The organism is Streptomyces sp. NPDC051740, from assembly GCF_044453165.1.
Classification (GTDB): domain Bacteria; phylum Actinomycetota; class Actinomycetes; order Streptomycetales; family Streptomycetaceae; genus Streptomyces; species Streptomyces atrovirens.
On sequence record NZ_JBITCL010000006.1, the window covers coordinates 1 to 22,758 of the forward strand.

The 22,758-nt window shown below is 72.8% G+C and carries 14 protein-coding genes; 5 read left to right on the forward strand and 9 right to left on the reverse strand.

The window, feature by feature from the left end:
- Positions 1–702: maltotransferase domain-containing protein (locus tag ACIA6T_RS12115; RefSeq protein WP_399446429.1), on the reverse strand; the 702-nt coding region annotated here is incomplete at its 3' end.
- A 792-nt stretch (positions 703–1,494) separates the two neighbouring features.
- Here ACIA6T_RS12115 and ACIA6T_RS12120 point away from each other — a divergent pair.
- Positions 1,495–4,113, forward strand: coding sequence for a glycosyltransferase family 1 protein (locus ACIA6T_RS12120; RefSeq protein ID WP_399446430.1), 2,619 nt, complete (start codon positions 1,495–1,497; stop codon positions 4,111–4,113).
- An 81-nt stretch (positions 4,114–4,194) separates the two neighbouring features.
- Here the strand turns inward: ACIA6T_RS12120 and ACIA6T_RS12125 are convergent, their stop codons facing one another.
- The 8 genes from ACIA6T_RS12125 to glgX all read right to left on the reverse strand — a co-directional run bounded on the left by ACIA6T_RS12125 (position 4,195) and on the right by glgX (position 18,412).
- Positions 4,195–5,235, reverse strand: a complete 1,041-nt coding sequence (locus ACIA6T_RS12125) for a glycoside hydrolase family 11 protein (protein WP_399446431.1) — start codon at positions 5,233–5,235, stop codon at positions 4,195–4,197.
- Positions 5,236–5,548: 313 nt separating this feature from the next.
- Positions 5,549–6,070, reverse strand: a complete 522-nt coding sequence (locus tag ACIA6T_RS12130; protein WP_399446432.1) for a DUF1990 family protein — start codon at positions 6,068–6,070, stop codon at positions 5,549–5,551.
- Positions 6,071–6,142: 72 nt separating this feature from the next.
- Positions 6,143–8,191: a M4 family metallopeptidase gene (locus ACIA6T_RS12135; RefSeq protein WP_399446433.1), complete on the reverse strand. Its 2,049-nt coding sequence runs from the start codon at positions 8,189–8,191 to the stop codon at positions 6,143–6,145.
- A 413-nt stretch (positions 8,192–8,604) separates the two neighbouring features.
- Positions 8,605–10,386 (reverse strand): ABC transporter ATP-binding protein, encoded by a 1,782-nt coding sequence (locus ACIA6T_RS12140; RefSeq protein ID WP_399446434.1) that lies wholly within the window; start codon positions 10,384–10,386, stop codon positions 8,605–8,607.
- The gene (locus ACIA6T_RS12145) at positions 10,383–12,104 is read right to left on the reverse strand and encodes an ABC transporter ATP-binding protein (RefSeq protein WP_399446435.1); all 1,722 of its coding nucleotides are present in this window, start codon (positions 12,102–12,104) and stop codon (positions 10,383–10,385) included. The genes ACIA6T_RS12140 and ACIA6T_RS12145 overlap by 4 nt, the downstream gene beginning before the upstream one ends.
- 30 nt (positions 12,105–12,134) lie before the next feature.
- The gene (locus tag ACIA6T_RS12150) at positions 12,135–13,985 is read right to left on the reverse strand and encodes an ABC transporter ATP-binding protein (protein ID WP_399446436.1); all 1,851 of its coding nucleotides are present in this window, start codon (positions 13,983–13,985) and stop codon (positions 12,135–12,137) included.
- On the reverse strand, positions 13,982–15,994 hold the full coding sequence (locus ACIA6T_RS12155; protein ID WP_399446437.1) for an ABC transporter ATP-binding protein: 2,013 nt from the start codon (positions 15,992–15,994) through the stop codon (positions 13,982–13,984). The genes ACIA6T_RS12150 and ACIA6T_RS12155 overlap by 4 nt, the downstream gene beginning before the upstream one ends.
- Positions 15,995–16,144: 150 nt before the next feature.
- Positions 16,145–18,412 carry a glycogen debranching protein GlgX gene (gene glgX, locus ACIA6T_RS12160; RefSeq protein WP_399446438.1) on the reverse strand — a complete coding sequence of 756 codons (2,268 nt, stop codon included), beginning with the start codon at positions 18,410–18,412 and terminating at the stop codon, positions 16,145–16,147.
- A gap of 189 nt (positions 18,413–18,601) precedes the next feature.
- On the opposite strand from glgX, the gene ACIA6T_RS12165 reads away from it, so the two are divergent.
- The 4 genes from ACIA6T_RS12165 to ACIA6T_RS12180 all read left to right on the forward strand — a co-directional run bounded on the left by ACIA6T_RS12165 (position 18,602) and on the right by ACIA6T_RS12180 (position 22,386).
- Complete coding sequence (locus tag ACIA6T_RS12165) at positions 18,602–19,822, forward strand: Ig-like domain-containing protein (RefSeq protein ID WP_399446439.1); 1,221 nt, start codon at positions 18,602–18,604, stop codon at positions 19,820–19,822.
- A 150-nt stretch (positions 19,823–19,972) separates the two neighbouring features.
- A complete protein-coding gene (locus ACIA6T_RS12170) occupies positions 19,973–21,217 on the forward strand; it encodes an Ig-like domain-containing protein (protein ID WP_399446440.1) in 1,245 nt (414 codons plus the stop codon).
- A 150-nt stretch (positions 21,218–21,367) separates the two neighbouring features.
- Complete coding sequence (locus ACIA6T_RS12175) at positions 21,368–21,979, forward strand: TetR/AcrR family transcriptional regulator (RefSeq protein WP_399446442.1); 612 nt, start codon at positions 21,368–21,370, stop codon at positions 21,977–21,979.
- Positions 21,976–22,386: a DUF6069 family protein gene (locus ACIA6T_RS12180; RefSeq protein WP_399446443.1), complete on the forward strand. Its 411-nt coding sequence runs from the start codon at positions 21,976–21,978 to the stop codon at positions 22,384–22,386. Before ACIA6T_RS12175 ends, ACIA6T_RS12180 begins: the two co-directional genes overlap by 4 nt.
- The last annotated feature ends 372 nt before the right edge of the window (positions 22,387–22,758 follow it).

A 22,758-nucleotide genomic window follows, 5' to 3' on the forward strand; every position in this document is an offset into this window, starting at 1 on the left:
CAGCGGCAGCGGCTCGCTGCTGGTGACCAGCTCCCGCAGCGGATGCCGGGCCAGCACCGCGTCGACCTCCGGCGTCAACGCCGCCGCCAGCCGGGACGCCGCCGGACGGCTCTCGTCGCGCAGGGCGTCCACGGCGGAGAGGAGGACGCCTCTGGGCCCGGAGTCGGGCACCCCGGCCGCCGCCCGCTCGTGCAGCCGGGCGCCCTCCTCCAGGACGACCCCGGTGTCCATGCCCGCCGGGATCTTGATCTGCGCGTGGTGCCGCCAGGTGGTGACCGGGTCGCCCCACGCCTCCACGGTGTACGTCCACAGCCCCGGCTCCCCGGCGGTGACGGTCGCCCCCCACCTGTCCGTGCCGGGCGCGAGCTCCCGCATCGGCGTGAACGGCCCCGGACGTCCCTCGGGGTCCTTCAGCACCACATCGGCGGCCACCGCGTCGTGGCCCTCACGGAACACGGTCGCCGAGATCTCGAACGTCTCACCGGTCACGGCCTTCGCCGGGCGGCGCCCCTGCCGGACCATCGGCCGGACGTCGAGGACGGGAATGCGTCCCACGGCGGTCGCGGGGGCCGGTGTCACAGGGGCGGGCGGCGGGGGGCCGGTCTCGGCCGGGCGGACCGGAGACGATCCGGCGCCGCGCTTCACGGGTGTCCGGGCGGTGCCTGGTGTCGGAGGGGATGACGAGTGGTGCTTGGCGGGCATGACCGCTCCTGTCCGCGTCAACGTGGGTGGGCGGATGACTGTGGGGAGGTGGGTCCTGCGTGATGCTGCTGAGGGGGTACCCGCAGGAGCCTTCCCACACTGTTCGGGTGGACAACCCGGCACTTTGTTAACTACTCGCGCGTATGTCGACACACAAGACCGGCCTCGTCCGCGCAGGGCGGGCCCGGCCCGTGCTGGGCCCGCTCCCACGGCCGGAGGCGCCCCCCGGCCGGGTTGCCGCCACGGTCCCGGAACCCGGAGCGCCCGATGCGGCGAACCGGCTCCGCGCCCGCTCACCTTTCCGCTCGTCGCCCCCTTGACCAGCGCGTTCGCCCTCCGTACCGGGTCCACCCGCCGGTGCTGGGCGGGTACGGCGCCGCCGCGCCCGCCGCGTGCGGGGACGCCGTCGGCGCACCCGGGGAGGTGACCCGCGCGGTGCCGCCCGCGGCGGAGGGCGGGGTGACCGGGGCCCCCGGGGCGAACGGACCGAGGGCGGAAAAGGCCGGTTTCTTGTCCTGCCGGCCGGCCGCGCCGGCCCGTCTCACGCCCGGCGGAGTGTGGTGCGGGCCGCCGGCATGCCGGAGGGGAGGCGTCCGGCGCGAGGCGAAGTGCGGACAGGAACGCCCACGGGGGGCGGAATCGGCCATGTCCGCCATGAGGTGAATCGTTTGGACGGGGGTACGGAGGTACCCGTGTCCCCCAGCCTCCCGCGCGGACCGTGTCCGCGCCGGTACTGTCGGCAACGATGCCCGGACGCACACCGCGTCTCTCACGAACGCGCCGAGGTGACTTGTGAAGGCGATCCGTCGATTCACCGTCCGACCCGTGCTCCCCGAACCCCTGCGCCCCCTGAGCGACCTGGCCCGCAATCTGCGCTGGTCCTGGCACACCGGGACCCGTGACCTGTTCCGCTCCGTCGACCCCGAACGCTGGGCCGCCGCCGGCTGCGACCCCGTACGGCTGCTCGGCAGCGTGGCGACCGAGCGGCTCGCCGAGCTGGCCGGTGACCGCGCCTTCCTGGACCGCCTCGACACGGTCGCCGCCGATCTGGACGCCTATATGACCGGCGACCGCTGGTACCAGGCACAGACCGACCGGCTGCCCGCCGCCGTCGCCTACTTCTCCCCGGAGTTCGGCATCACGGCCGCCCTGCCGCAGTATTCCGGAGGACTCGGCATCCTCGCCGGCGACCATCTCAAGGCCGCCAGCGACCTGGGCGTCCCCCTCATCGGCGTCGGCCTGCTCTACCGGCACGGCTACTTCCGCCAGTCCCTGTCCCGGGACGGCTGGCAGCAGGAGCACTACCCCGTGCTCGACCCCAACGAGCTGCCCCTGGACCAGCTCGAGGAGCCCGACGGCACCCCCGCCCAGGTCACCCTCGCCCTGCCCGGCGACCGATCGCTACGGGCGCGGATCTGGCTGGCCCAGGTGGGCAGGATCCCGCTGCTCCTGCTGGACTCCGACGTCGAGGAGAACGACCTCGGCGGACGCGGGGTGACCGACCGGCTCTACGGCGGCGGCAGTGAACACCGGCTGCTCCAGGAGATGCTGCTCGGCATAGGAGGGGTCCGGGCGGTACGTACGTACTGCGAGCTGACCGGGCACGCCGCGCCCGAGGTGTTCCACACCAACGAGGGCCACGCCGGCTTCCTCGGCCTGGAGCGCATCGCCGAACTGCGCGCGGACGGGCTGGACTTCGACGCGGCGTTGGAGGCGGTCCGCGCGGGGACCGTGTTCACCACCCACACGCCCGTCCCGGCCGGCATCGACCGCTTCGACCGCGAACTGGTCGCCCGGCACTTCGGCCCGCACGCCGAACTGCCGAACATGGAGGTCGACCGCATCCTCCGGCTCGGCACGGAGAGCTACCCCGGCGGTGAGCCCAACCTGTTCAACATGGCCGTGATGGGCCTGCGCCTGGCCCAGCGCGCCAACGGCGTCTCCCTGCTGCACGGCGACGTCAGCCGCGAGATGTTCGCCGGACTCTGGCCGGGCTTCGACCCCGAGGAGGTGCCCATCACCTCCGTGACGAACGGGGTGCACGCGCCCACCTGGGTCGCCCCCGAGGTGTTCCGGCTCGGCGCCCGGCAGATCGGCGCCCAGCGCACCGAGGAGGCGCTGAGCGTCGGCGACTCCGACCGCTGGGACTCCGTCGCGGACATCGCCGACCAGGACATCTGGGACCTGCGCCGGTCCCTGCGCGAACTGCTGGTCCTTGAGGTGCGCGAGCGGCTGCGCGCCTCCTGGCGGCAGCGCGGTGCCGGCACGGCCGAGCTGGGCTGGATCGACGGGGTGCTCGACCCGGACGTGCTGACCATCGGCTTCGCCCGGCGCGTCCCGTCGTACAAGCGGCTGACGCTGATGCTGCGCGACCGGGACCGGCTGACGGACCTGCTGCTGCACCCCGAGCGGCCGGTGCAGATCGTGGTCGCGGGCAAGGCGCACCCGGCGGACGACGGCGGCAAGCGGCTCGTCCAGGAACTGGTCCGCTTCGCCGACGACCCGCGCGTACGGCACCGGATCGTGTTCCTGCCCGACTACGGCATGGCGATGGCGCAGAAGCTCTACCCCGGCTGCGACATCTGGCTGAACAATCCGCTGCGGCCGCTGGAGGCGTGCGGAACCAGCGGGATGAAGGCCGCGCTCAACGGCTGCCTCAACCTGTCCGTGCTCGACGGCTGGTGGGACGAGTGGTTCCAGCCCGACTTCGGCTGGGCGATCCCCACGGCGGACGGGGCCGGGACCGACCCGGAACGGCGCGACGCCATAGAGGCCGCGGCGCTGTACGACCTGCTGGAGCAGCGGATCACCCCGTGCTTCTACGACCGGGGCAGGGGCGGTCTGCCGGACCGGTGGATCGAGATGGTGCGGCGGACGCTGAGCCTGCTCGGGCCGAAGGTGCTGGCCGGGCGGATGGTCCGGGAGTACGTGGAGCGGCTGTACGCGCCCGCCGCGCACGCCCATCGTGCGATGGACGCGGAGTCCGCGCGTGCGCTCGCCGGGTGGAAGGCGCGGGTGCGGGCCGCTTGGCACGGGGTGACCGTCGACCATGTCGAGACGTCCGTGACGGCGGCCACCGCGGAGCTCGGCAGCACGCTCGCGCTGCGGGTGCGGGTGGGGCTGGGGGGTCTGAAGCCGGAGGACGTCGAGGTGCAGGCGGTGTCCGGGCGGGTGGACGGGGAGGACCGGATCACCGATGCGACGGCTGTGCCGCTGAAGCCGGTGGGTACGCCGGACGCGGAGGGGCGGTGGGTGTACGAGGGGCCGCTGGCCCTGGACCGGACGGGGCCCTTCGGGTACACGGTGCGCATCCTGCCCAGCCATCGCCTGCTGGCGTCGGGTGCCGAGCTGGGGCTGGTCGCGGTGCCCTCGGAGGACGTGGTGGAGGCTGCGGGGCTGCTGATGCGGTGAGGTCTCCCCGGGCGGGCGACGGCGCGGTGCCGAGGGGCACCGCGCCGAGGTGTGGGGGCGCGGGGGGAGCGGGACGTCGGATCAACCCGCGCCGCAGCTGCCGACCGACGGCGCCGGGCTGGAGGGCCCGTTGACGGTGAAGCCGAACGATGTCGACTGTCCCGCGCTCAGGGTGCGGTTGTGGCCGGCCGGGGTCACGGTCACCACGTTCCCGCTCCTGCTGGCGGTGCCGTTCCAGAGCGAGGCGATCGTCTGGTTGCCGGCCAGCGTCACCGGCACGCTCCAGTTGGAGACGCCACCGCTGCCCGCGGTGACGGTCACCTCACCGTTGAAGCCGTTGTTCCACGCGTTGGTGGTGCGGTAGGTGGCGCTGCAGGCGCCCGGCGGCGGTGTCGTGGGGGTTCCCCCGTCGCCGCCGCCACCGAGGGTGACGTTGGAGCTGCCGGTGCTCTGGTAGCCCTCGGTGGCCATGATCATGTAGTAGTTGAAGGCCCCCATCGGCATCCCGGCCGCTTCCCAGGCGTCGAAGTGCGTGCCGGTGTTGATGGTGCCGCTGGAGCGCTTGCTGTTCCGGACGCTCCAGTACTGCTGGAAGGTCTTGGTGCCCTCCACCGACGGCGCGTTGGTCCGCGTGGACTCGTAGATCGTGTACGTGCCGCCGTCGGCGTTGACCGTGCCGCGCTGCTGGCCGGCCGACCCGGGGTTGTACGGGCCGTGGTTCTCGACGATGTAGTACTCCACCAGCGGGTTGGCGGTCCACCCGTACAGCGCCAGGTAGCCGTTGCTGCCCGGGTTGAACGTGCCGGAGTAGGTGACGTTGCGGCGGCTGCCGTTGCTCCAGCCGAGGCCGCCGACCCAGTTGTTGGTGTTGCTCCACTGGCTGCTGTACTGCCCGGCGGCTCCCAGCGTCATGGTGACGGAGCCCGGGTCGTCGGTCCAGAAGGAGTAGTAGTACCCGTTGTACGTACCGGTCGAGTTGCTGGTGAGGACCTGGTCGGCCCGTGCCGTGCCGGGCAGCAGCAGTCCGGACCCCGCCGCTGCCGCCAGTGCCCCGGCACCGCCGAGGACGAACCTTCTGCGGCTGACCGGACGTGGGCCGGAGCTGTGGGGGGATTCGCTCATGGAACTGTTCCTCCTCGTGAAGGGCACGTCAGTGACGGGGAGACACGCCGAGCACACCTCGGCGCTCACCGACGAGGCGACAGGGGACCGGTCCTACGTCTGTGACGTATGACCGGGGAGCGCCACAACGGTCTTCCGCGGCGGAGGAGTTGTCAATGGTTTCGTAATGCCTCCGAAAGTATTCGGTGCTATGGACCGTTGCCGTAGCTGGGGCGAGGCGGGTGCGTCGGACGCCGGGGGAGGGGGTGTCGAGGGGTTCGCCGATGCGAGGGTTCGAAACTTTCGAACCCTTCCCGACGTCGCCGTCCGGATGTCAGTACTCCTCGAGGCCCTGCGTGGCCAGGCGGCGCAGCACCTTGCCGCAGCGGCGGGCGTACGCGTGCTGCATCGCGCGGGTGGCCGGGCCGCCCGCGCGGGAGTACCAGCGGGCCGGCCGGCTGAACGCCTCCACCGTCAGCCACACCGTTCCGTCGCCGGTGCGGTCCACGACGAAGGACTCCTCGCCGCACTCGGGGTGCCCGGCCAGGGTGCCGTACGCCCAGCCGGCCCTGCGGTGCTCCTCCACCGTCCACACCACGCGGCAGGGCGCCTTCACGACCCCGGCGAGGATGATGGTGACGTCGACGTCCGGGGCCGCGCGGTCGGCGGCGGCCTCGACACCGACCCCCAGCTCCCGGTGCAGCTCCCAGGTGAGCAGCGCCTGAGCCGCCTGCCGGAAGACGGCCTCGCCCTCGCCGAGGCGGGTGCGGACGCGCATCGGGTGGAAGCCGGGAGGGCAGAAACCGGGTTCCCGGGTCGCGCCGACGTGGTCGTAGGTGAAGTCCGCCGAAGACATGGGACCCAAGAGTAGGGCGGCGCCCACGCCTTGGAGAAAGGCGGGGCGCCGCTCATGGCACTCGCTCCCGGTTTACGGGAAGGTGAGCTTCCAGCCGTTGATGTAGCCGGTGTCGTACCGCGCCCGGTCCTGTACGCGCAGCTGCCAGGTGCCGTTGGCGGCCTCGGAGGAGGCGTTGACCGTGAAGGTCTGGTTGATGTCGTCCGCGGAGCCGCCGGTGCGGTTGCGCAGGTTGTACACCGTGCCGTCCGGGGCCAGCAGGTCGACGACCAGGTCACCGCTGTAGGTGTGCACGATGTCGACCGAGACCTGGAGGTTGGACGGCGCGTTGCCCGTCCGTCCGGAGACGGTGATCGGGGACGTCACCGCGGAGCCGTAGTCCGGGACGGTCACGTCGGTGTCGCTCTCGAAGGACGTACCGCCACCGCCGCCGCCGTCACCGGAGCGCGAGCCGACGTTGATGCCCGCCCACGCGTCCTGCACCGCCTTGTACTCGGCGCTGTCCGTGCCGTACAGCTCACCGGTCGCCGCCAGGGTGCCGGTGCGGGCGCCCGCGTAGTTGGTGGTGGAGGTGAACTTGGTGGTCAGCGCGCGGAACCAGATCTTCTCCGCCTTGGCGCGGCCGATGCCGGTGACCGGGAGGCCGTCCGAGGTGGGCGAGTCGTAGGTGACACCGTTGATGGTCTTGGTGCCGCTGCCCTCGCTCAGCAGGTAGAAGAAGTGGTTCGCGGGGCCGGACGAGTAGTGGACGTCGATGCTGCCGATGCCCGAGTACCAGGAGTCCTTGGACGCGCCGTCCTTGCTCGGCTTGTCCATGTAGCGCAGCGGGGTGCCGTCGCCGTTGATGTCGATCTCCTCGCCGATGAGGTAGTCACCGACGTCGGAGGAGTTGTTGGCGTAGAACTCGACGGTCGAGCCGAAGATGTCGCTGGTCGCCTCGTTGAGGCCGCCGGACTCGCCGCTGTAGTTGAGGCCCGCGGTGTTCGAGGTGAGACCGTGGGTCATCTCGTGCGCGGCCACGTCGATCGAGGTGAGCGGGTTGGCGTTGCCGGAGCCGTCGCCGTAGGTCATGCAGAAGCAGCTGTCGGACCAGAAGGCGTTGACGTAGTTGTTGCCGTAGTGGACCCGGGAGTAGGCGCCCACGCCGTCGCCGCGGATGCCGCTGCGGCCGTGCACGTTCTTGTAGTAGTCCCAGGTCAGCGCGGCCCCGTAGTGGGCGTCGGCGGCGGCCGACTCCAGGTTGGACGGGCTGCCGTTGCCCCAGACGTCGTCGGAGCCGGAGAAGAGCGTGCCGGTGCCGGAGGTGCCCCGGTTGAGGTTGTACGTCTTGTGTCCGCCGCGCGCCCCGTCGGTGAGGTTGTACGACGACCCGGACTGGGTGGTGGTCAGGTCGACGGTGCCGCTGTAGACGGTGTGGCCGGTTCCGTTCTGGACGGCCTCCCACTCGTACAGCTTCTCGCCCGTGGTGGCGTCGGTGACGACGTGCAGCTCCTGTGGGGTGCCGTCGTGCTGGAGGCCGCCGACGACCGTCTCGTACGCCACGACCGGCGTGCCCTCGGCGGCCCAGATCACCTTGCGCGGGGCCCGGTCGACGTCGGCGCCCTCGGCCTTCTCGGCCTTCGCGGCGGACAGGGCCTGCTGCTCGGCCTCGGCGGCCGGCACCTTGGCGGTGGTGGTCGCGGGCTTCACCGCGGTCCGGGTGGCCTTGACGACGGAGTCGGCCGCGCCGGGCGTCCCGCCCTGGACGACCAGGTCGCCGCCGAGTACGGGCAGACCGTCGTAGGTGCGCTCGTAGCGGACGTGCACGGTGCCGTCGCGGTCCTTGAGGACGTCACGGACGACGAGCTTCTCCTTCGCACCCAGACCGAGGTCCTCGGCGGTCTCCGCCTTGGTGGCGTTCGCCTCGCGGATCAGCGCGGCCCGCTGGGCGGGGGTGAGCCTGACCGACTCGGAACCGGGCTTGGCCTCGCTCGCCGCCGCGGGTGTCCGCTCGGGGGCGGCGGTGGCGCTGCCGGACTGCACGGCCGTGGCGATCAGCGCGGCCACCCCGGCGAGGGCGACGGCGGCGGCACGGCGGTGCGTGGCGTGGGGGGTGCGTCTGTGGGACGACCTGCTTCTCAACGCGGACTCCTTCTGCGTGGCCGCGGGTCGCGCGGCCTGGGGAGAACCGGACGGCGGGTGGGCCGGCCGGGCAGAACGGAAGTGCTCTTCGCTGTGGCCGCCGCGTGCAGCGATGGGTGTCGCTGTGGGGTTGCTGCGGAGCGGCCGTGGGAAGAGTGGCAGGTGATCGCGGTTTCTGTCAGGGGCGCGTCAGGAATTTGGCCGGAAACCGTTCGTTGTCCGGGAGTTCGGGTTCGGTATACGAACAGTTGGGAGGGCTGTCGTGGCTGTGACGGATCGAGGGGGCGGGTCTTTGGATTTCGCCCCCGCCGCCCCTTCCCGTCCCGTCCCCGGGGGCTGTGCCCCCGGACCCCCCTTCGGCCCCGGACCCCCCTTCGGCCCTGGACGGGCCTCGTCCTCAAACGCCGGACGGGCTAGTTGGTGCCGGACGGGCTGGTTGTGGCGGACGGGTGGTCGCCGTGCCAGGAGTGCCACAGGGCCGCGTACGCTCCGTCGGCCGTCACCAGGGCGTCGTGCGTGCCGAGTTCGGTCAGGCGGCCGTCCTCCATGACGGCCACGCGGTCGGCGTCGTGCGCGGTGTGCAGCCGGTGCGCGACGGCGATGACCGTACGGCCCTCCAGGACGGCCGCCAGCGCGCGCTCGGTGTGCCGGGCGGTGGCCGGGTCGAGCAGGGCGGTGGCCTCGTCGAGGATCAGCGTGTGCGGATCGGCCAGCACCACCCGCGCCAGGGCCAGTTGCTGCGCCTGCGAACCGTCGGTGGCGTGGCCGCCCTCGCCCAGCTCCGTGTCCAGCCCCTCCGGCAGCTCCCGCACCCACGCCTCGGCGCCGACCACGGCCAGCGCCGCCCACAACTCACCCTCACCGGCTCCCGGTTCGGCGATGCGCAGATTGTCGCGGACCGATCCCAGGAACACATGGTGCTCCTGGGTGACCAGCACCACCTGCCGCCGCAGCCGCTCCGGGTCCAGACCCGCCACCGGCACCCCGCCCACCGTCACGCTCCCCGAGGTCGGCGCGTCCACGCCCGCGAGCAGCCGGCTCAGCGTGGTCTTGCCCGCCCCGGACGGCCCCACCACCGCGAGCCGCTCGCCCGGCGTCACCGTCAGATCGACCCCGCGCAGCACCTCGACGCCCCCGTCGTAGGCGTAGCGCACCCCGGTCACGTCGATGCGGTCACCGGCCGGATCCGGACTGTCGCCCCGCTCCGCCGCGCGCGGCGCCCGGGCCAGCCCCTCCACCCGGGCGAACGACGCCCCGCCGCTCTGCAACTGCTCGACCCGCATCAGCACCTCGTCCAGCGGCCCGCTCAACTGCAGCAGATACAGGGACGCGCTCACCACCGCCCCGAGGCTCACCGCGCCCCGTTCGTGCAGCACCCCGCCGATCAGCAGCACCCCGGCCACCGGCACGGCGTACGACACCTCGACCACCGGGAAGAACACCGTGCGCAGGAACAGCGTGTGGAACCGGGCGCGGCGGGAGGCCTCCAGCGCGTCCCGGCCGGCCCGGACCCGCCGCTCCTGAAGCCGGAACGCCTCCACCGTGCGGGCCCCCGCCGCCGTCGCCGCGACGATCTCCGCCACGTCCGAGTTGGCCGCGCCCTCGGCGAGGTAGGCGTCGCGCGCACGGCGCAGATACCAGCGCACCGCGAGCCAGATCGGTGTGAGACACAGCAGCCCGAGGGCGCCGAGCAGCGGATCCACCACCACGACCGCCGCCATCACGAACAGCGACTGCACCCCGTTGACCAGCAGGGAGGGCCCGGCGTCACGCAGGGTCGTACCGACGGCGGTCACGTCCGCCGTCCCCCGCGCGGTCAGATCACCGGTGCCCGCCCGCTCCACCACCGACGACGGCAGCCCCAGCGCCCGGTCCACGAACCGCTCCCGCACCCGCGCCAGCGTCCGCTCCCCGAAGCGGTGCCCCACGTACCGGGCCCAGCGGGACAGCAGCAACTGGGTGACCGCGCACGCCACGATGACCGGCGCCAGCCGGTCCACCACCGCCACCCCGCCCCCGTCGCGCACCTCGTCGACGATCCGCCCCAGCAGCCAGGGCCCGGCCAGCCCCGCCACGGCCGCCAGCGCGTTCAGGACCAGTACGCCGGCGAAGGCCCGCCCGTCCGCCCGCACCAGCCCCGCGGCGGCCCGGCGCACATCGGCGGGCCCGGCCAGGGGAAGTCGTTCCCCGCTCATCGGGCGACCTCCTCGGCGGCGCTCTCGCCGGCGTCCCTGGCCACCAGCGCCCGGTATCCGGGCTCGCTGCCGAGCAGTTCACGGTGGCTGCCGCTCGCCACCACCTTCCCGTCGGCCAGGAAGAGCACCCGGTCGACCCGGTCCAGCACCAGCGGCGAGGAGGTGGCCAGCAGCGTCGTACGTCCCTTCCGGGCCGCGCGCAGCCGGTCGGCGACCGTGGCCTCGGTGTGCGCGTCGAGCGCCGAGGTGGGCTCCACCGCCAGCAGCACCTCCGGGTCGGCCAGCAACGCCCGTGCCAGCCGCACCCGTTGCCGCTGACCGCCGGAGAGGCTGCGGCCCTGCGCGGACACGACCGAGTCCAGCCCCTCGGGCAGCCCCTGCACGACGTCCTCGGCGGCGGCCGAGTGCAGCGCCCGCAGCACGTCCTCGTCGGACGGATCCCCTCGCCCGGCCACCACCTCCCGCAGCGGACCGGCGAACAGATCGGCCTCCGGGTCGGCGACCAGGATCCGCTCCCGCACCCGCGCGAGCGCGACCTCGTCCAGCCGGACCCCGCCCCAGGTGGCCGCCGACGGCGTGTACCGCCCGAGCCGGTCCACCACGGCGAGCGCCTCGGCGGGGTGGACGGCGGTGAGCGCGGTCAGCCGCCCCGGCAGCACCCGCACCCCCGACTCCGGATCGTCCAGCGCGGACGGCTCGGCCGGCGGATCGGCGGTGGCGGCGTCGGCCGGCGGATCGAGGCGCAGCAGCGCCGTCACCCGCCGGGCGGCCACCACACCCCGGCTCAGCTGGTAGCCGCACTCGATGAGGAACATCACCGGCCACACCAGTACGGCCACATAGCCGTACACCGACACCAGCTCGCCCACACTGATCTGTCCCTGCGCGGCCAGCCGGGCCGCGATCCAGGTGACCCCCGCGAGGAACAGCGTCGGCAGTCCGGCGGCGAGCGCCTGCATCCAGCTCGTCACCGCCCCGACCCGGTACCCCTGCTCCCGCAGCCGCCCCGAGTCCCGGCGGAACGCGTCGGAGACCAGGTTCTTCCCGCCCAGCCCGCTCAGCACCCGCAGCCCGCCCGCCAGATCCCCGATCCGCGCGGTCAGCACGCCCTGCCGCTCCCGGTACTCCGTCTCCGTGCCCTGCAACCGCCCCGCGAGCGGCCCCACGACGAGACCGATCACCGGCACCCCCAGCAGGACCACCACCGCCAGCAGCGGCGACACCGACAGCAGCAGCCCGGCCACCACCCCGTACGCCACGACCGCGCCGATCCCCGGCCCTACGGCCGTGAGCGACTGGGCGATCATCTGCACGTCACCCACCCCGATGGTGACGACCTCCCCGGCCCCGGCCCGCCGCTCCAGCGAGGCCCCCAGCCGCACCGTCTGCCCCACGACCACCTTCACCGTGCGGAAGTTGGCGTCCATCCGCACCCGCGTCATCGTGCGGTGCCGCATGACGCTCAGCCAGGAGTTGACCCCGTTCACCACGAACAGGGCCCCGGTCCAGAGCACCAGCGCCCCCGTGTCGCCCGCCCCCAGCCCGTCGTCCACGGCCCGCGACATCGCGTACGGCGTCGCCGCCAGCAGCACCATCCAGACACTGCCGAACACCGCCCCCGCCGCACACCGCCCCGGCTGCCGCGTGACCAGCCACCACAGATACCGGGCCCCGCCCCGCCGGTCGGGCGTGCCGGGGTCCTCGTACGCGTCGATCACCGCTCGTTCTCCCCCTGTGCGCCGTCGCGGCTACGCCAGACTGTCCCGCCAGGCCCGGTGCAGGTCGGCGAACCTGCCCGTGCCGGCGATGAGTTCGGCCGGGCTGCCGTCCTCCACGATCCGTCCGTGCTCCATCACCAGCACCCGGTCGGCGATCTCCACCGTCGACAGCCGGTGGGCGATCACCACCGCCGTACGCCCCTTCAGCACCGTCGCCATCGCCCGCTGCACCGCCCGCTCGCCGGGGATGTCCAGCGAGCTGGTCGCCTCGTCGAGGATGAGGACCGCCGGGTCCGCGAGCAGCGCCCGCGCGAAGGCGACCAACTGGCGCTGACCGGCCGAGATGCGGCCGCCCCGCTTGCGTACGTCGGTGTCGTAGCCGTCGGGGAGCGCGGCGATGAAGTCGTGCGCGCCGATCTCCTTCGCCGCCTGCTCGATCTCCTGGCGGGTGGCGTCCGGCCGGCCGATCGAGATGTTCTCGGCGACCGTGCCGGAGAACAGGAACGCCTCCTGCGTCACCATCACCACCTCGCGCCGCAGAGCGCGTCCCGTGAGGTCGCGCAGGTCCACCCCGTCGAGCAGCACCCGGCCGTCGGTGGGGTCGTAGAAGCGGGCGAGCAGCTTCGCCAGCGTCGACTTGCCCGCGCCGGTCGAGCCGACGACGGCCACCGTCTGCCCGGCCGGAAGGGTGAGGCCGAAGCGGGGCAGCACCTCGCCGCCGGTGCGGTACGCGAACCGGACGTCGTCGAAGACGACCTCGCGGCCGGGGAGCCCGGAACGCCGCCCCGGCAGCTCGCGGGGGGCCGACGGCTCGGGCACGGACGGGGTCTGCGCCAGCAGGCCGGCGATCTTCTCCAGCGAGGCCGCCGCCGACTGGTAGGAGTTCAGGAACATGCCGAGCCGGTCGATCGGGTCGTAGAGGCGGCGGAGGTAGAGGACCGCCGCCGCCAGTACACCCAGTTCGAGGGAGTCGTCCGCGACCCGGTAGGCGCCCCACAGCACGATCAGCGCGACCGTGGTGTTGGCGGTGATCCGGGAGCCGACGACGTAGCGGGCCATCTCAAGGAGCGCGTCGCCGTTGGTCCGCTCGTGCCGCCGGTTCAGCACCGCGAACTCGGCGTCGTTGGCGGCCTCCCGGCGGAAGGCGCGCACCGGCCGGATGCCGTTCATCGTCTCGACGAACTTCACGATCACCGCCGCGATGGCCGTCGACCGCTTCCGGTACACCCGCCCCGCCCGCCGCCGGTACGACCGTACGAACAGGTACAGCGGCACGAAGGACGCCACCGCGACGGCACCGAGGCCGAGGTCCAGCCAGAGCAGCAGCACCGAGATGTAGACGGCGGAGAGGATCACCATCACCAGTTCCTGGAGTCCCTCCTCCAGGAGTTCACGCAGCGACTCGACGTCGGTGGTGGAGCGGGAGATCAGCCGGCCCGAGGTGTAGCGCTCGTGGAAGTCGACGCTGAGCGCCTGCGCGTGCCGGAAGATACGGCCGCGCAGATCGAGCAGCACGTCCTGGCTGACCCGGGCGGAGGCGGTGACGAACCCGTACTGGAGCGCGCCGGCCGCCACCGCGCACAGCAGGTAGCCCACCGCCACCGCGATCAGCGGCCCGTTGTCGTCGCCGCGGAACGCGGGCACGGCCCGGTCGATGGCGTACGCCACCAGCAGCGGGCCGGCCTGCACGGCGGCCTGCTGGAGCAGCAGCAACAGCGCGGTGACGGCGACCCTGCCGCGCAGGGGGGAGAGCAGGGAACGCAGCAGTACGCCGGTGGCGCCCGGGGGAGTGGGCAGCCGGTCCTGGTCGAAGGGGTCGTCGGACGGCGGGGTCCGGTCGTCGTCCTCGTCCCGGGCGGGGGCGGTGGTGGTCGCCGTCATCGCTCGTCCTCCTCCTGGTTCCCCGCGGGGGCGCCGGACATGAGGTGCGCGTACTCGGGGTTGTCGCGCAGCAGTTCGTGGTGGGTGCCGACCGCGGTGATCCGGCCGCCGGAGAGCAGGGCCACGCGGTCGGCGAGCAGGACCGTGGAGGGGCGGTGGGCCACGATGAGGGCGGTGGTGTCCGCGAGCACCCGGCGCAGGGCGGCCTCGACGGCGGCCTCGGTGTGCACGTCGAGCGCGGACAGGGGGTCGTCGAGGACCAGGAAGTCGGGGCGTCCGACGACGGCGCGGGCCAGCGCGAGGCGCTGGCGCTGGCCGCCGGAGAGGCTGAGGCCCTGTTCGCCGACCTGGGTGTCCGTGCCCCGGGGCAGCGCGTGCGCGAAGTCGGCCTGGGCGACGGCGAGGGCGCGCTCCAGGTCTTCGTCCCCGGTGCCGCCGCCCATCAGTACGTTCTCGCCGACGCTGGCCGAGAAGAGGGTGGGTTCCTCGAAGGCGACGGCGACGCGGGAGCGCAGCTCTTCCCGGGACATTTCGGTGATGTCCGTGCCGTGGAGGGTGATGCGGCCCTCGGTGACTTCGTGCAGTCGTGGGACGAGGGCGGTGAGGGTGGTCTTGCCGCTGCCGGTGGCGCCGACGAGGGCGAGGGATTCGCCGGGGCGGATGTGCAGGTCGACGCGGTCGAGCACGGGCAAGGAGTCGGCCGGGGCATCGGGGTAGCGGAAGCTGACGTTCTCGAACCGTAGGCCTTCGATGCTGCCGGTGCCGGTGTTGGTGTCGCTGCCGCTGCCGGTGCCGGTGTTGGTGTCGGCCGGGGGTTGGTTTCGCCGCTCGGCGCTACGAGGTGCCTCCCCCAGTGCCTGAACGGCCTGGGAGGTGCCCCCATCGCCCACCCGTGCCGCCCCAGCGGCACGACTGCCCGCAGCTGCGGTGGAGTCCGGCAGCGCTGCGGTGGGCTGCGGCTCGGCTGCGCCCACCCGTGCCGCCCCAGCGGCACGACTGCCCGCAGCTGGGGTGGACTCCGGCTCGGCGTCCATGACCTCGAAGTAGCGTTCCGTCGCTGTTGCCGCCTCCTGGCTCATGGCCAGGAGGAAGCCGATCGAGTCCACCGGCCAGCGCAGCGCCAACGCCGTGGACAGGAACGCCACCAGCGTTCCCGCCGACAGCGAGCCGTCCGCCACCCGCACGGCCCCCAGCACCAACGCCGCCCCGATGGCGAGTTCCGGCAGCGTCACGATGACGCCCAGGATCGTCGCCAGCAGTCGCGCCTTGCGCAGCTCCGTCCCCCGCAGCTTCCCCGCCAGCTCCCGGAACGCCCGCGCCTGGCTGCGGTGCCGCCCGAACCCCTTGATGATCCGGATGCCGAGCACGCCCTCCTCGACGACCGTCGTCAGATCACCCACCTGGTCCTGCGCCAGCCGCGCCGCGCCCGAGTACCGCTTCTCGAACACCACGCACGTGACCATCACCGGCACGGCCGGCACCAGGATGACCAGCCCCAGCGTCCAGTCCTGGATCAGCATGATGATCACACCGACCAGGATCGTCACGCCGTTGACCAGCAGGAACGTCAGCGGGAACGCCAGGAACATCCGCAGCAGCATCAGATCCGTCGTGGCCCGCGACAGCAACTGCCCCGACGGCCACCGGTCGTGGAACGCGACCGGCAGCCGCTGCAGATGCCGGTACAGACCCGCCCGCATCTCCGCCTCGACGTGCGACAGCGGACGCGCCACCAGCCACCGCCGGAACCCGAACAGCAGCGCCTCCGCCAGCCCGAGCAGCAGCAGGTACAGCGCGCCCAGCCACACTCCCGCCGGATCCCGGTCGGCGATCGGGCCGTCCACCATCCACTTCAGGACGAGCGGGATGACCAGCCCGATGCAGGAGGCGACGACCGCGACGAACGCGGCGCTGAACAGCCGCGTCCGCACGGGCCGCACATACGGCCACAGCCGCAGCAGCGTACGCACGGTGGGGCGGGATTCCGGGGGAGAAGGTGTAGTGGGCATCAGCGGCGAGCCTACGGATCGCCGCTGACACTGCCCACCGAGTTTCGGCCGGACCGTCCTCCGCCGCTGGTCCTACGACCTGCGGCTACGGCGAAGTCGTACGCACCGCGTCAGCCGATCGGCCGATACCCGTTCGTGTGTCACGGACGGTCAGGTCCGCACCCGCAGCAGCAGCACCGTCCGGCCCGGCACCGTGACCCGGGTCCCCGCGCGGTGCTCCACGCCCGGCGCCCGGTCCTGCTCCTCCCGCGCGGTGTCCACGACCACCTCGTACCGCTGGGCCCACGGCGGCCCCGGCAGCTCGAACTCCACCGGGTCGTGCCCCGCGTGCAGGACGGCCAGGAAGCTGTCGTCGAGGACCGGCGCCCCGTGCTCGTCGCGCCCCGGGATGTCCCGCCCGGAGAGGAACATGCCGAGCGTGGCGGCCGGCGCGTACCAGTCGTCCTCGGTCATCTCCGTGCCGCGCGGGGTGAACCAGGCCAGGTCGCGCAGCCCGTCCGCGGAGTGCGCGCGGCCGGAGAAGAAGGCCCGGCGGCGCAGCACCGGGTGCCGGTGGCGCAGGGCGATCAGCCGGGAGGTCAGCTCCAGCAGGGGCCGCCAGTCCGGGTCGTCCACGAGCGCCCAGTCCACCCAGCCGATCTCGTTGTCCTGGCAGTAGGCGTTGTTGTTGCCGCGCTGGGTGCGGCCCATCTCGTCACCGGCGACCAGCATCGGCACGCCCGTCGACAGCAGCAGCGTGGTCAGCAGGTTCCGCAGCTGCCGCCGCCGCAGGGCCCGTACGCCGGTGTCCTCCGTCTCTCCCTCCGCGCCGCAGTTCCAGGCGCGGTTGTCGTCCGTGCCGTCCCGGTTGCCCTCGCCGTTCGCCTCGTTGTGCTTGCGCCCGTACGACACGAGGTCGCGCAGGGTGAAACCGTCGTGCGCGGTGACGTAGTTGACCGAGGCGTACGGCCGTCGCCCGCCCCAGGCGTACAGGTCGCTGGAGCCGGACAGCCGGTAGCCCATCTCCCGTACGTCCGGCAGCGCGTGCCGCCAGAAGTCCCGTACGGCGTCGCGGTAGCGGTCGTTCCACTCCGTCCACAGGGGAGGGAACGCGCCGACCTGGTAGCCCCCGGAGCCGACGTCCCACGGCTCGGCGATCAGCTTCACCCGGCGCAGCACCGGGTCCTGCGCGATCACCGCGAGGAACGGGGAGAGCATGTCGACGTCGTGCATCGAGCGGGCCAGCGCCGCCGCCAGGTCGAAGCGGAAGCCGTCGACGCCCATCTCGGTCACCCAGTAGCGCAGGGAGTCCGTGATCAGGCGCAGCACGTGCGGCTGGACGACGTGGAGGGTGTTGCCGCAGCCCGTGTAGTCGGCGTACCGGCGGGCGTCGTGCTGGAGGCGGTAGTAGCCGCGGTTGTCGACGCCCTTCAGGGAGAGCGTGGGGCCCAGCTCGCCCGCCTCCGCCGTGTGGTTGTAGACCACGTCGAGGATCACCTCGATCCCGGCCGCGTGCAGGGCGCGCACCATCCGCTTGAACTCGCCGACCTGCTGTCCCCTCGTCCCGGAGGCCGCGTAACCGGCGTGCGGGGCGAAGTAGCCGATGGAGTTGTAGCCCCAGTAGTTGCGCAGCCCCCGGCGCAGCAGGTGGTCCTCGTGCGCGAACTGGTGCACCGGCAGCAGCTCCACGGCCGTGACGCCCAGCTTCACCAGGTGCTCGATCGCGGCGGGGTGCGCCAGCCCCGCGTACGTGCCGCGCAGCTCCTCGGGGATGCCGGGGTGCCGCCGCGTGAAGCCCTTGACGTGCAGTTCGTAGATCACCGAGTCCGCCCAGGGCGTCTTCGGCCGGCGGTCGTCCGCCCAGTCGTCGTCATCGTGGACGACGACGCCCTTGGGGACGTACGGCGCGGAGTCCCGGTCGTCGCGCACGGTGTCCGCGACATGCTGCTCCGGCCAGTCGCGGACGTGCCCGTACACCTCCGGCGGCAGCGCGCTGTAATCATTCCCTTTGGCCCCGTCCACCGCACGCGCGTACGGATCCAGGAGCAGCTTCGCCGGATTCCAGCGGGCGCCCGTCCACGGGTCCCAGCGGCCGTGCACCCGGTAGCCGTACCGCTGCCCCGGCAGCACACCCGGCACGAAGCCGTGCCAGATCTCGTGCGTCAGCTCGGTGAGCCGGGCCCTGCTCTCCCTGCCCCGCTCGTCGAACAGACACAGCTCGACCCCCTCCGCCCCGCCCGCCCACAGCGCGAAGTTGGTCCCCGCCACCCCGTCCGGGCCGACCCGGAACCGGGCGCCCAGCGGCGTCGGCCGGCCCGGCCGCACGGGCACCGTGGGCACGGGCGGCGCCGGCCGCACGCCGTTCACGACGGCGGCCGGGCGCCCGTCCCCGGTGGCCCGCTCCGCGGCCACCGCCTCCTGCTCGGCTGCGCTGGACACCTGTCAGCCTCCCGCGGCTCGTGAGGGGACGGCGGCGGACAGGGGTGTACGGCCCTTTCCATCGGCTCGGCCGCGGCTCCCCGGCGCGTCGTCCTCCCACTGTTCTGCCCAGAGCGTGCCTCGCACTCACGTTTCCCCGGGGGGCGGCATGGTCGTTTCCCGGAGGCGAGGCCCGTCGTTGGGCACCGCGTGAGGTACGTACAAGGGCGCGCACGGCGCGCGAGGGCCGTGTTGGCCACCGTAGTGACATGGGCAGGACTGCTGACCGGAGCCGCCGGCTGCACCGCGGACGGCACCGTCGGCGGGGCGTTCGGGCCCCCGGCCGCCGAGGACGTCATCCGCGTGTCGCCCGACGACGGCAGCAGGGACGTACGCCCCGACTCGGCGCTGCGGGTGCGCGTGCCGGACGGACGGCTGGAGTCGGTGGAGGTCGTCGCGGAGCAGGACGCGCGGGAGTCGCCCGTCCCCGGGCGGATCTCCGCCGACGGGCTGACCTGGAAGCCCGACGACGCGCGGCTGGCGCTGGCCGCGAAGTACACCGTCGACGCGGTGGCCGTGGACGGTGACGGCCGCCGCTCCGCCCGGCACACCACCTTCACCACCTTTGTCCCGGAGGAACGCTTCATCGGCTACGTCGCCCCGGAGGACCGCTCCACCGTCGGTACCGGGATGATCGTCTCCCTGGAGTTCAACCGGAAGATCACCCACCGCGCGGCCGTCGAACGCGCCGTCCGCGTCACCGCCCGCCCGGCCGTCGAGATCCGCCCGCACTGGTTCGGCGACTCCCGCCTCGACTTCCGCCCCGAGCGGTACTGGAAGCCCGGCACCGAGGTCACCGTCGACCTGAACCTGCGCGACGTCGAGGGAGCGCCGGGTGTCTACGGCCTCCAGCACCGCACCTTCACCTTCACCGTGGGCCGCAGTCAGGTCTCGGTGGTGGACGCCGCCGGGCACACCATGCGGGTGCGCCGGGACGGGGAACTGCTGGCCACGGTTCCGATCACGGCGGGCGCGCGGAAGACGCCCACGTACAACGGCAAAATGGTGATCACCGAGATGCTCGAGGTCACCCGCATGAACAGCCGCACGGTCGGCTTCGGCGGCGAGTACGACATCCCCGACGTCCCGCACGCCATCCGCCTGACCAGCTCAGGCACCTTCCTGCACGGCAACTACTGGGCCGACACCGACGTGTTCGGCGACTCCAACGTCAGCCACGGCTGCGTCGGACTGCGCGACGTGAAGGGCGGCGGGGCGGACACCCCGGCGGGCTGGTTCTTCGACCGCAGCCTCATCGGCGACGTCGTCGAGGTCGTCAACAGCAAGGACGAGAAGGTCGCCCCCGACAACGGCCTCGGCGGCTGGAACATGAACTGGAAGGAGTGGAAGGCGGGCGGCGCGGTGAAGTGACTCCTTCGGCGGGCCGTCGAACTTGGAACGGAACGGTGACAAACCCGTCGCCTCGAACCCCTCTGGCCTGTGGTTACTATGCCCGAGCGCGCGAGGGGCGCGCGGGGGCGCGGGTCCGGCAGGGACTGGGCCCGCCGAGGGGAGAAACAAGTGAACGTGGGGCCCATATCGGGGGCGGCGCCGGTCGGCGCCCGGGGGCGCGGCGGCCGGAAGCTGGCGGCACTGGCGCTCGGCGTGATGCTGGCGGTGACCGCCTGCGGCGGCGGAGGCTCGGAGCAGGGCTCTGGCCCGGACGACGGCAAGGGCAAGGACTCCACCGCGGCGCAGAGCAAGCAGTCCGAGGCCGTGGTCGGCATCGCGCCCGAGGACGGCGCGAAGTCCGTCGAGACCAGCGGCGCGCTGAAGGTGAACGCGAGCAACGGCAAGCTCACCGAGGTGGTCGTCAAGAACCCGGACGGCGACGAGGTCGAGGGCGAGATATCCGGCGACGGCGCCACCTGGACGCCGTCCACCCACCTGGCCGCCTCCACCGAGTACACGGTGCACGCGGTCGCCAAGGACTCCGAGGGCCGCACCGCGGCCGAGGACTCCAGCTTCACCACCCTGACGCCGAAGAACACCTTCATCGGGCACTTCACGCCCGAGGACGGTTCCGAGGTCGGCGTCGGCATGCCGTTCTCGCTCCGCTTCACCCGGGGCATCACCAACCCCGAGGACGTCGAGAAGGCCATCCGCATCACCACCGAGCCGGCCGTCGAGGTCGAGGGCCACTGGTTCGGCAACGACCGCCTCGACTTCCGCCCGGAGAAGTACTGGAAGGCCGGCACCAAGGTCACCGTCGACCTCAACCTCGACGGGGTCGAGGGCCGCGACGGCGTCTACGGCGAGCAGGCCAAGAAGGTCTCCTTCACCATCGGCCGCGAGCAGGTCTCCGTCGTCGACGCCAAGAAGCTCACGATGAAGGTCATGCGGGACGGCAAGCTCCTCAAGACCGTCCCGGTCACCACCGGCGCCCCCGGCTACGAGACCTGGAACGGCAAGATGGTCATCAGCGAGAAGCTGACGGTCACCCGGATGAACGGCGACACGGTCGGCTACGGCGGCGAGTACGACATCAAGGACGTCCCGCACGCCATGCGCCTGTCCACCTCCGGCACCTTCCTGCACGGCAACTACTGGGGCGGCGACGCCTTCGGCAACCGCAACGCCAGCCACGGCTGCGTCGGCCTGCGCGACGTCCGCGGCGGCTGGGACAAGGAGGCCCCGGCCGCCTGGTTCTTCAACCAGTCGATGATCGGTGACGTCGTGGTCGTCAAGAACTCCAACGACGCCACCATCGCCCCGGACAACGGCCTCAACGGCTGGAACATGTCCTGGGAGAAGTGGAAGGCGTAAGCACTCGGGGCACTCCGTGCCCGATCGGCGACGGCGGGGCCGCACGGCCCCGCCGTCGCCTTTTCCCGTCCGGGCGGGAAAGGGGGGAAGTGGGCGGAGTGAGTGCTCACTCATTGACGGAGTGAGCACTCACTCCGTACTCTCGTCGTCATGACGCCACCCAAGGAGAACCAGACCGCCCGCCGTCGCGCCGCCGCCATGTCACCGGAGCAGCGCCGCGAAATGATCATCCAGGCCGCGATCCCGCTGATCACCGAGTACGGCGCCGCGGTGACGACCGCGAAGATCGCCCGCGCCGCGGGCATCGGCGAGGGCACGATCTTCCGGGTCTTCGCCGACAAGGACGAGCTGCTGCAGGCCTGCGTGGCCGAGGCGCTCTCCCCCGAGCACGCGGTCCGCGAGCTCGACGCGATCGACGTGTCCCAGCCGCTGCCCGACCGGCTCGCGGAGGCGGCCGAGGCGCTGCAGGCGCACATGTCCAGGATGGGCGCCATCATGGGCTCGCTGGGGCATCGCGGCGGCAAGCACCCCGGCACGGTGCGCGGCGCGGGCCGCGAGGAGTCGACGGCCCGTATCCGCGCGGCCCTCGTGGAGCTGCTGGAGCCCGAGAAGGCCGCCCTGCGCCGGCCGCCGGAGCAGATCGCGGCCCTCTTCTTCGGGTTGCTCTTCGTCCAGCCGCGTACGGAGGACGAGCCCGACCTGACCCCGCGGGAACTGGTGGAGGTCTTCCTGCACGGGGCGCTCTCGGGAAGTGCCGGGTGAGCGCGCGGAGAAGGCGCCTGAGGGTCACGGCCCTGGCCGTCCTGGCCCCCGTCCTGGTGTGGCTGGTCACGGACCCGCTGCTGGGGCACCGGCTGCGGATCGTCGACGGCGAGCGGACGCTGGACATCGGCGCCGTGCCCGTGGCGGCCGTCGCACTGCTCGCGTCGCTCTCCGGCTGGGGACTGCTGGCCGCCCTGGAGCGGTCCGGGGTACGACGCGCCCGCGCCATCTGGACCGGGGTGGCCGGCGTCGTACTGGCCGTGTCCTTCCTGCCGTTCATCGGCGACGGCATGGACGGCGGCACCCGGGTCTCCCTCGCCCTGATGCACCTGGCGGTGGCGGCGGTGCTGGTCCCGGGGCTGGGCGGCAGGCCCCACGAGGCGGGAACCGGTGCCGCCGGAGGGTGACCACCGGCGCCGAGTACGCCGCGAACGGCACCGGATGGTGCGCGGATCCACGACCACGGCTGAAGTGTCAGGACCACGATGGGAGCGAAACTCCCGGCGACACGCCATCGGCGGGCCGTTCTGCCGGGAGATTCGCTCCCATCTGCCTGGGGATTCGCTCCCATCGGCGTCCTGCCGCCGGAATCGCCGACGGCGGCTGTCATGCCGGGCGGCTCGGCGGGCTCGGTGGCAGGCCCGGCGAGGAACCCGGCACAGAGGGCTGGACGCCGGCCACCGGGTCGCCGGCCACAAGGCGGGCAAGCCGCAGCCGGGCGGGGCGCCCAAGTCGTTCACCCTCCTGGAGAAGGCCCGCAGGCCCGCCGCGGGGGGCCG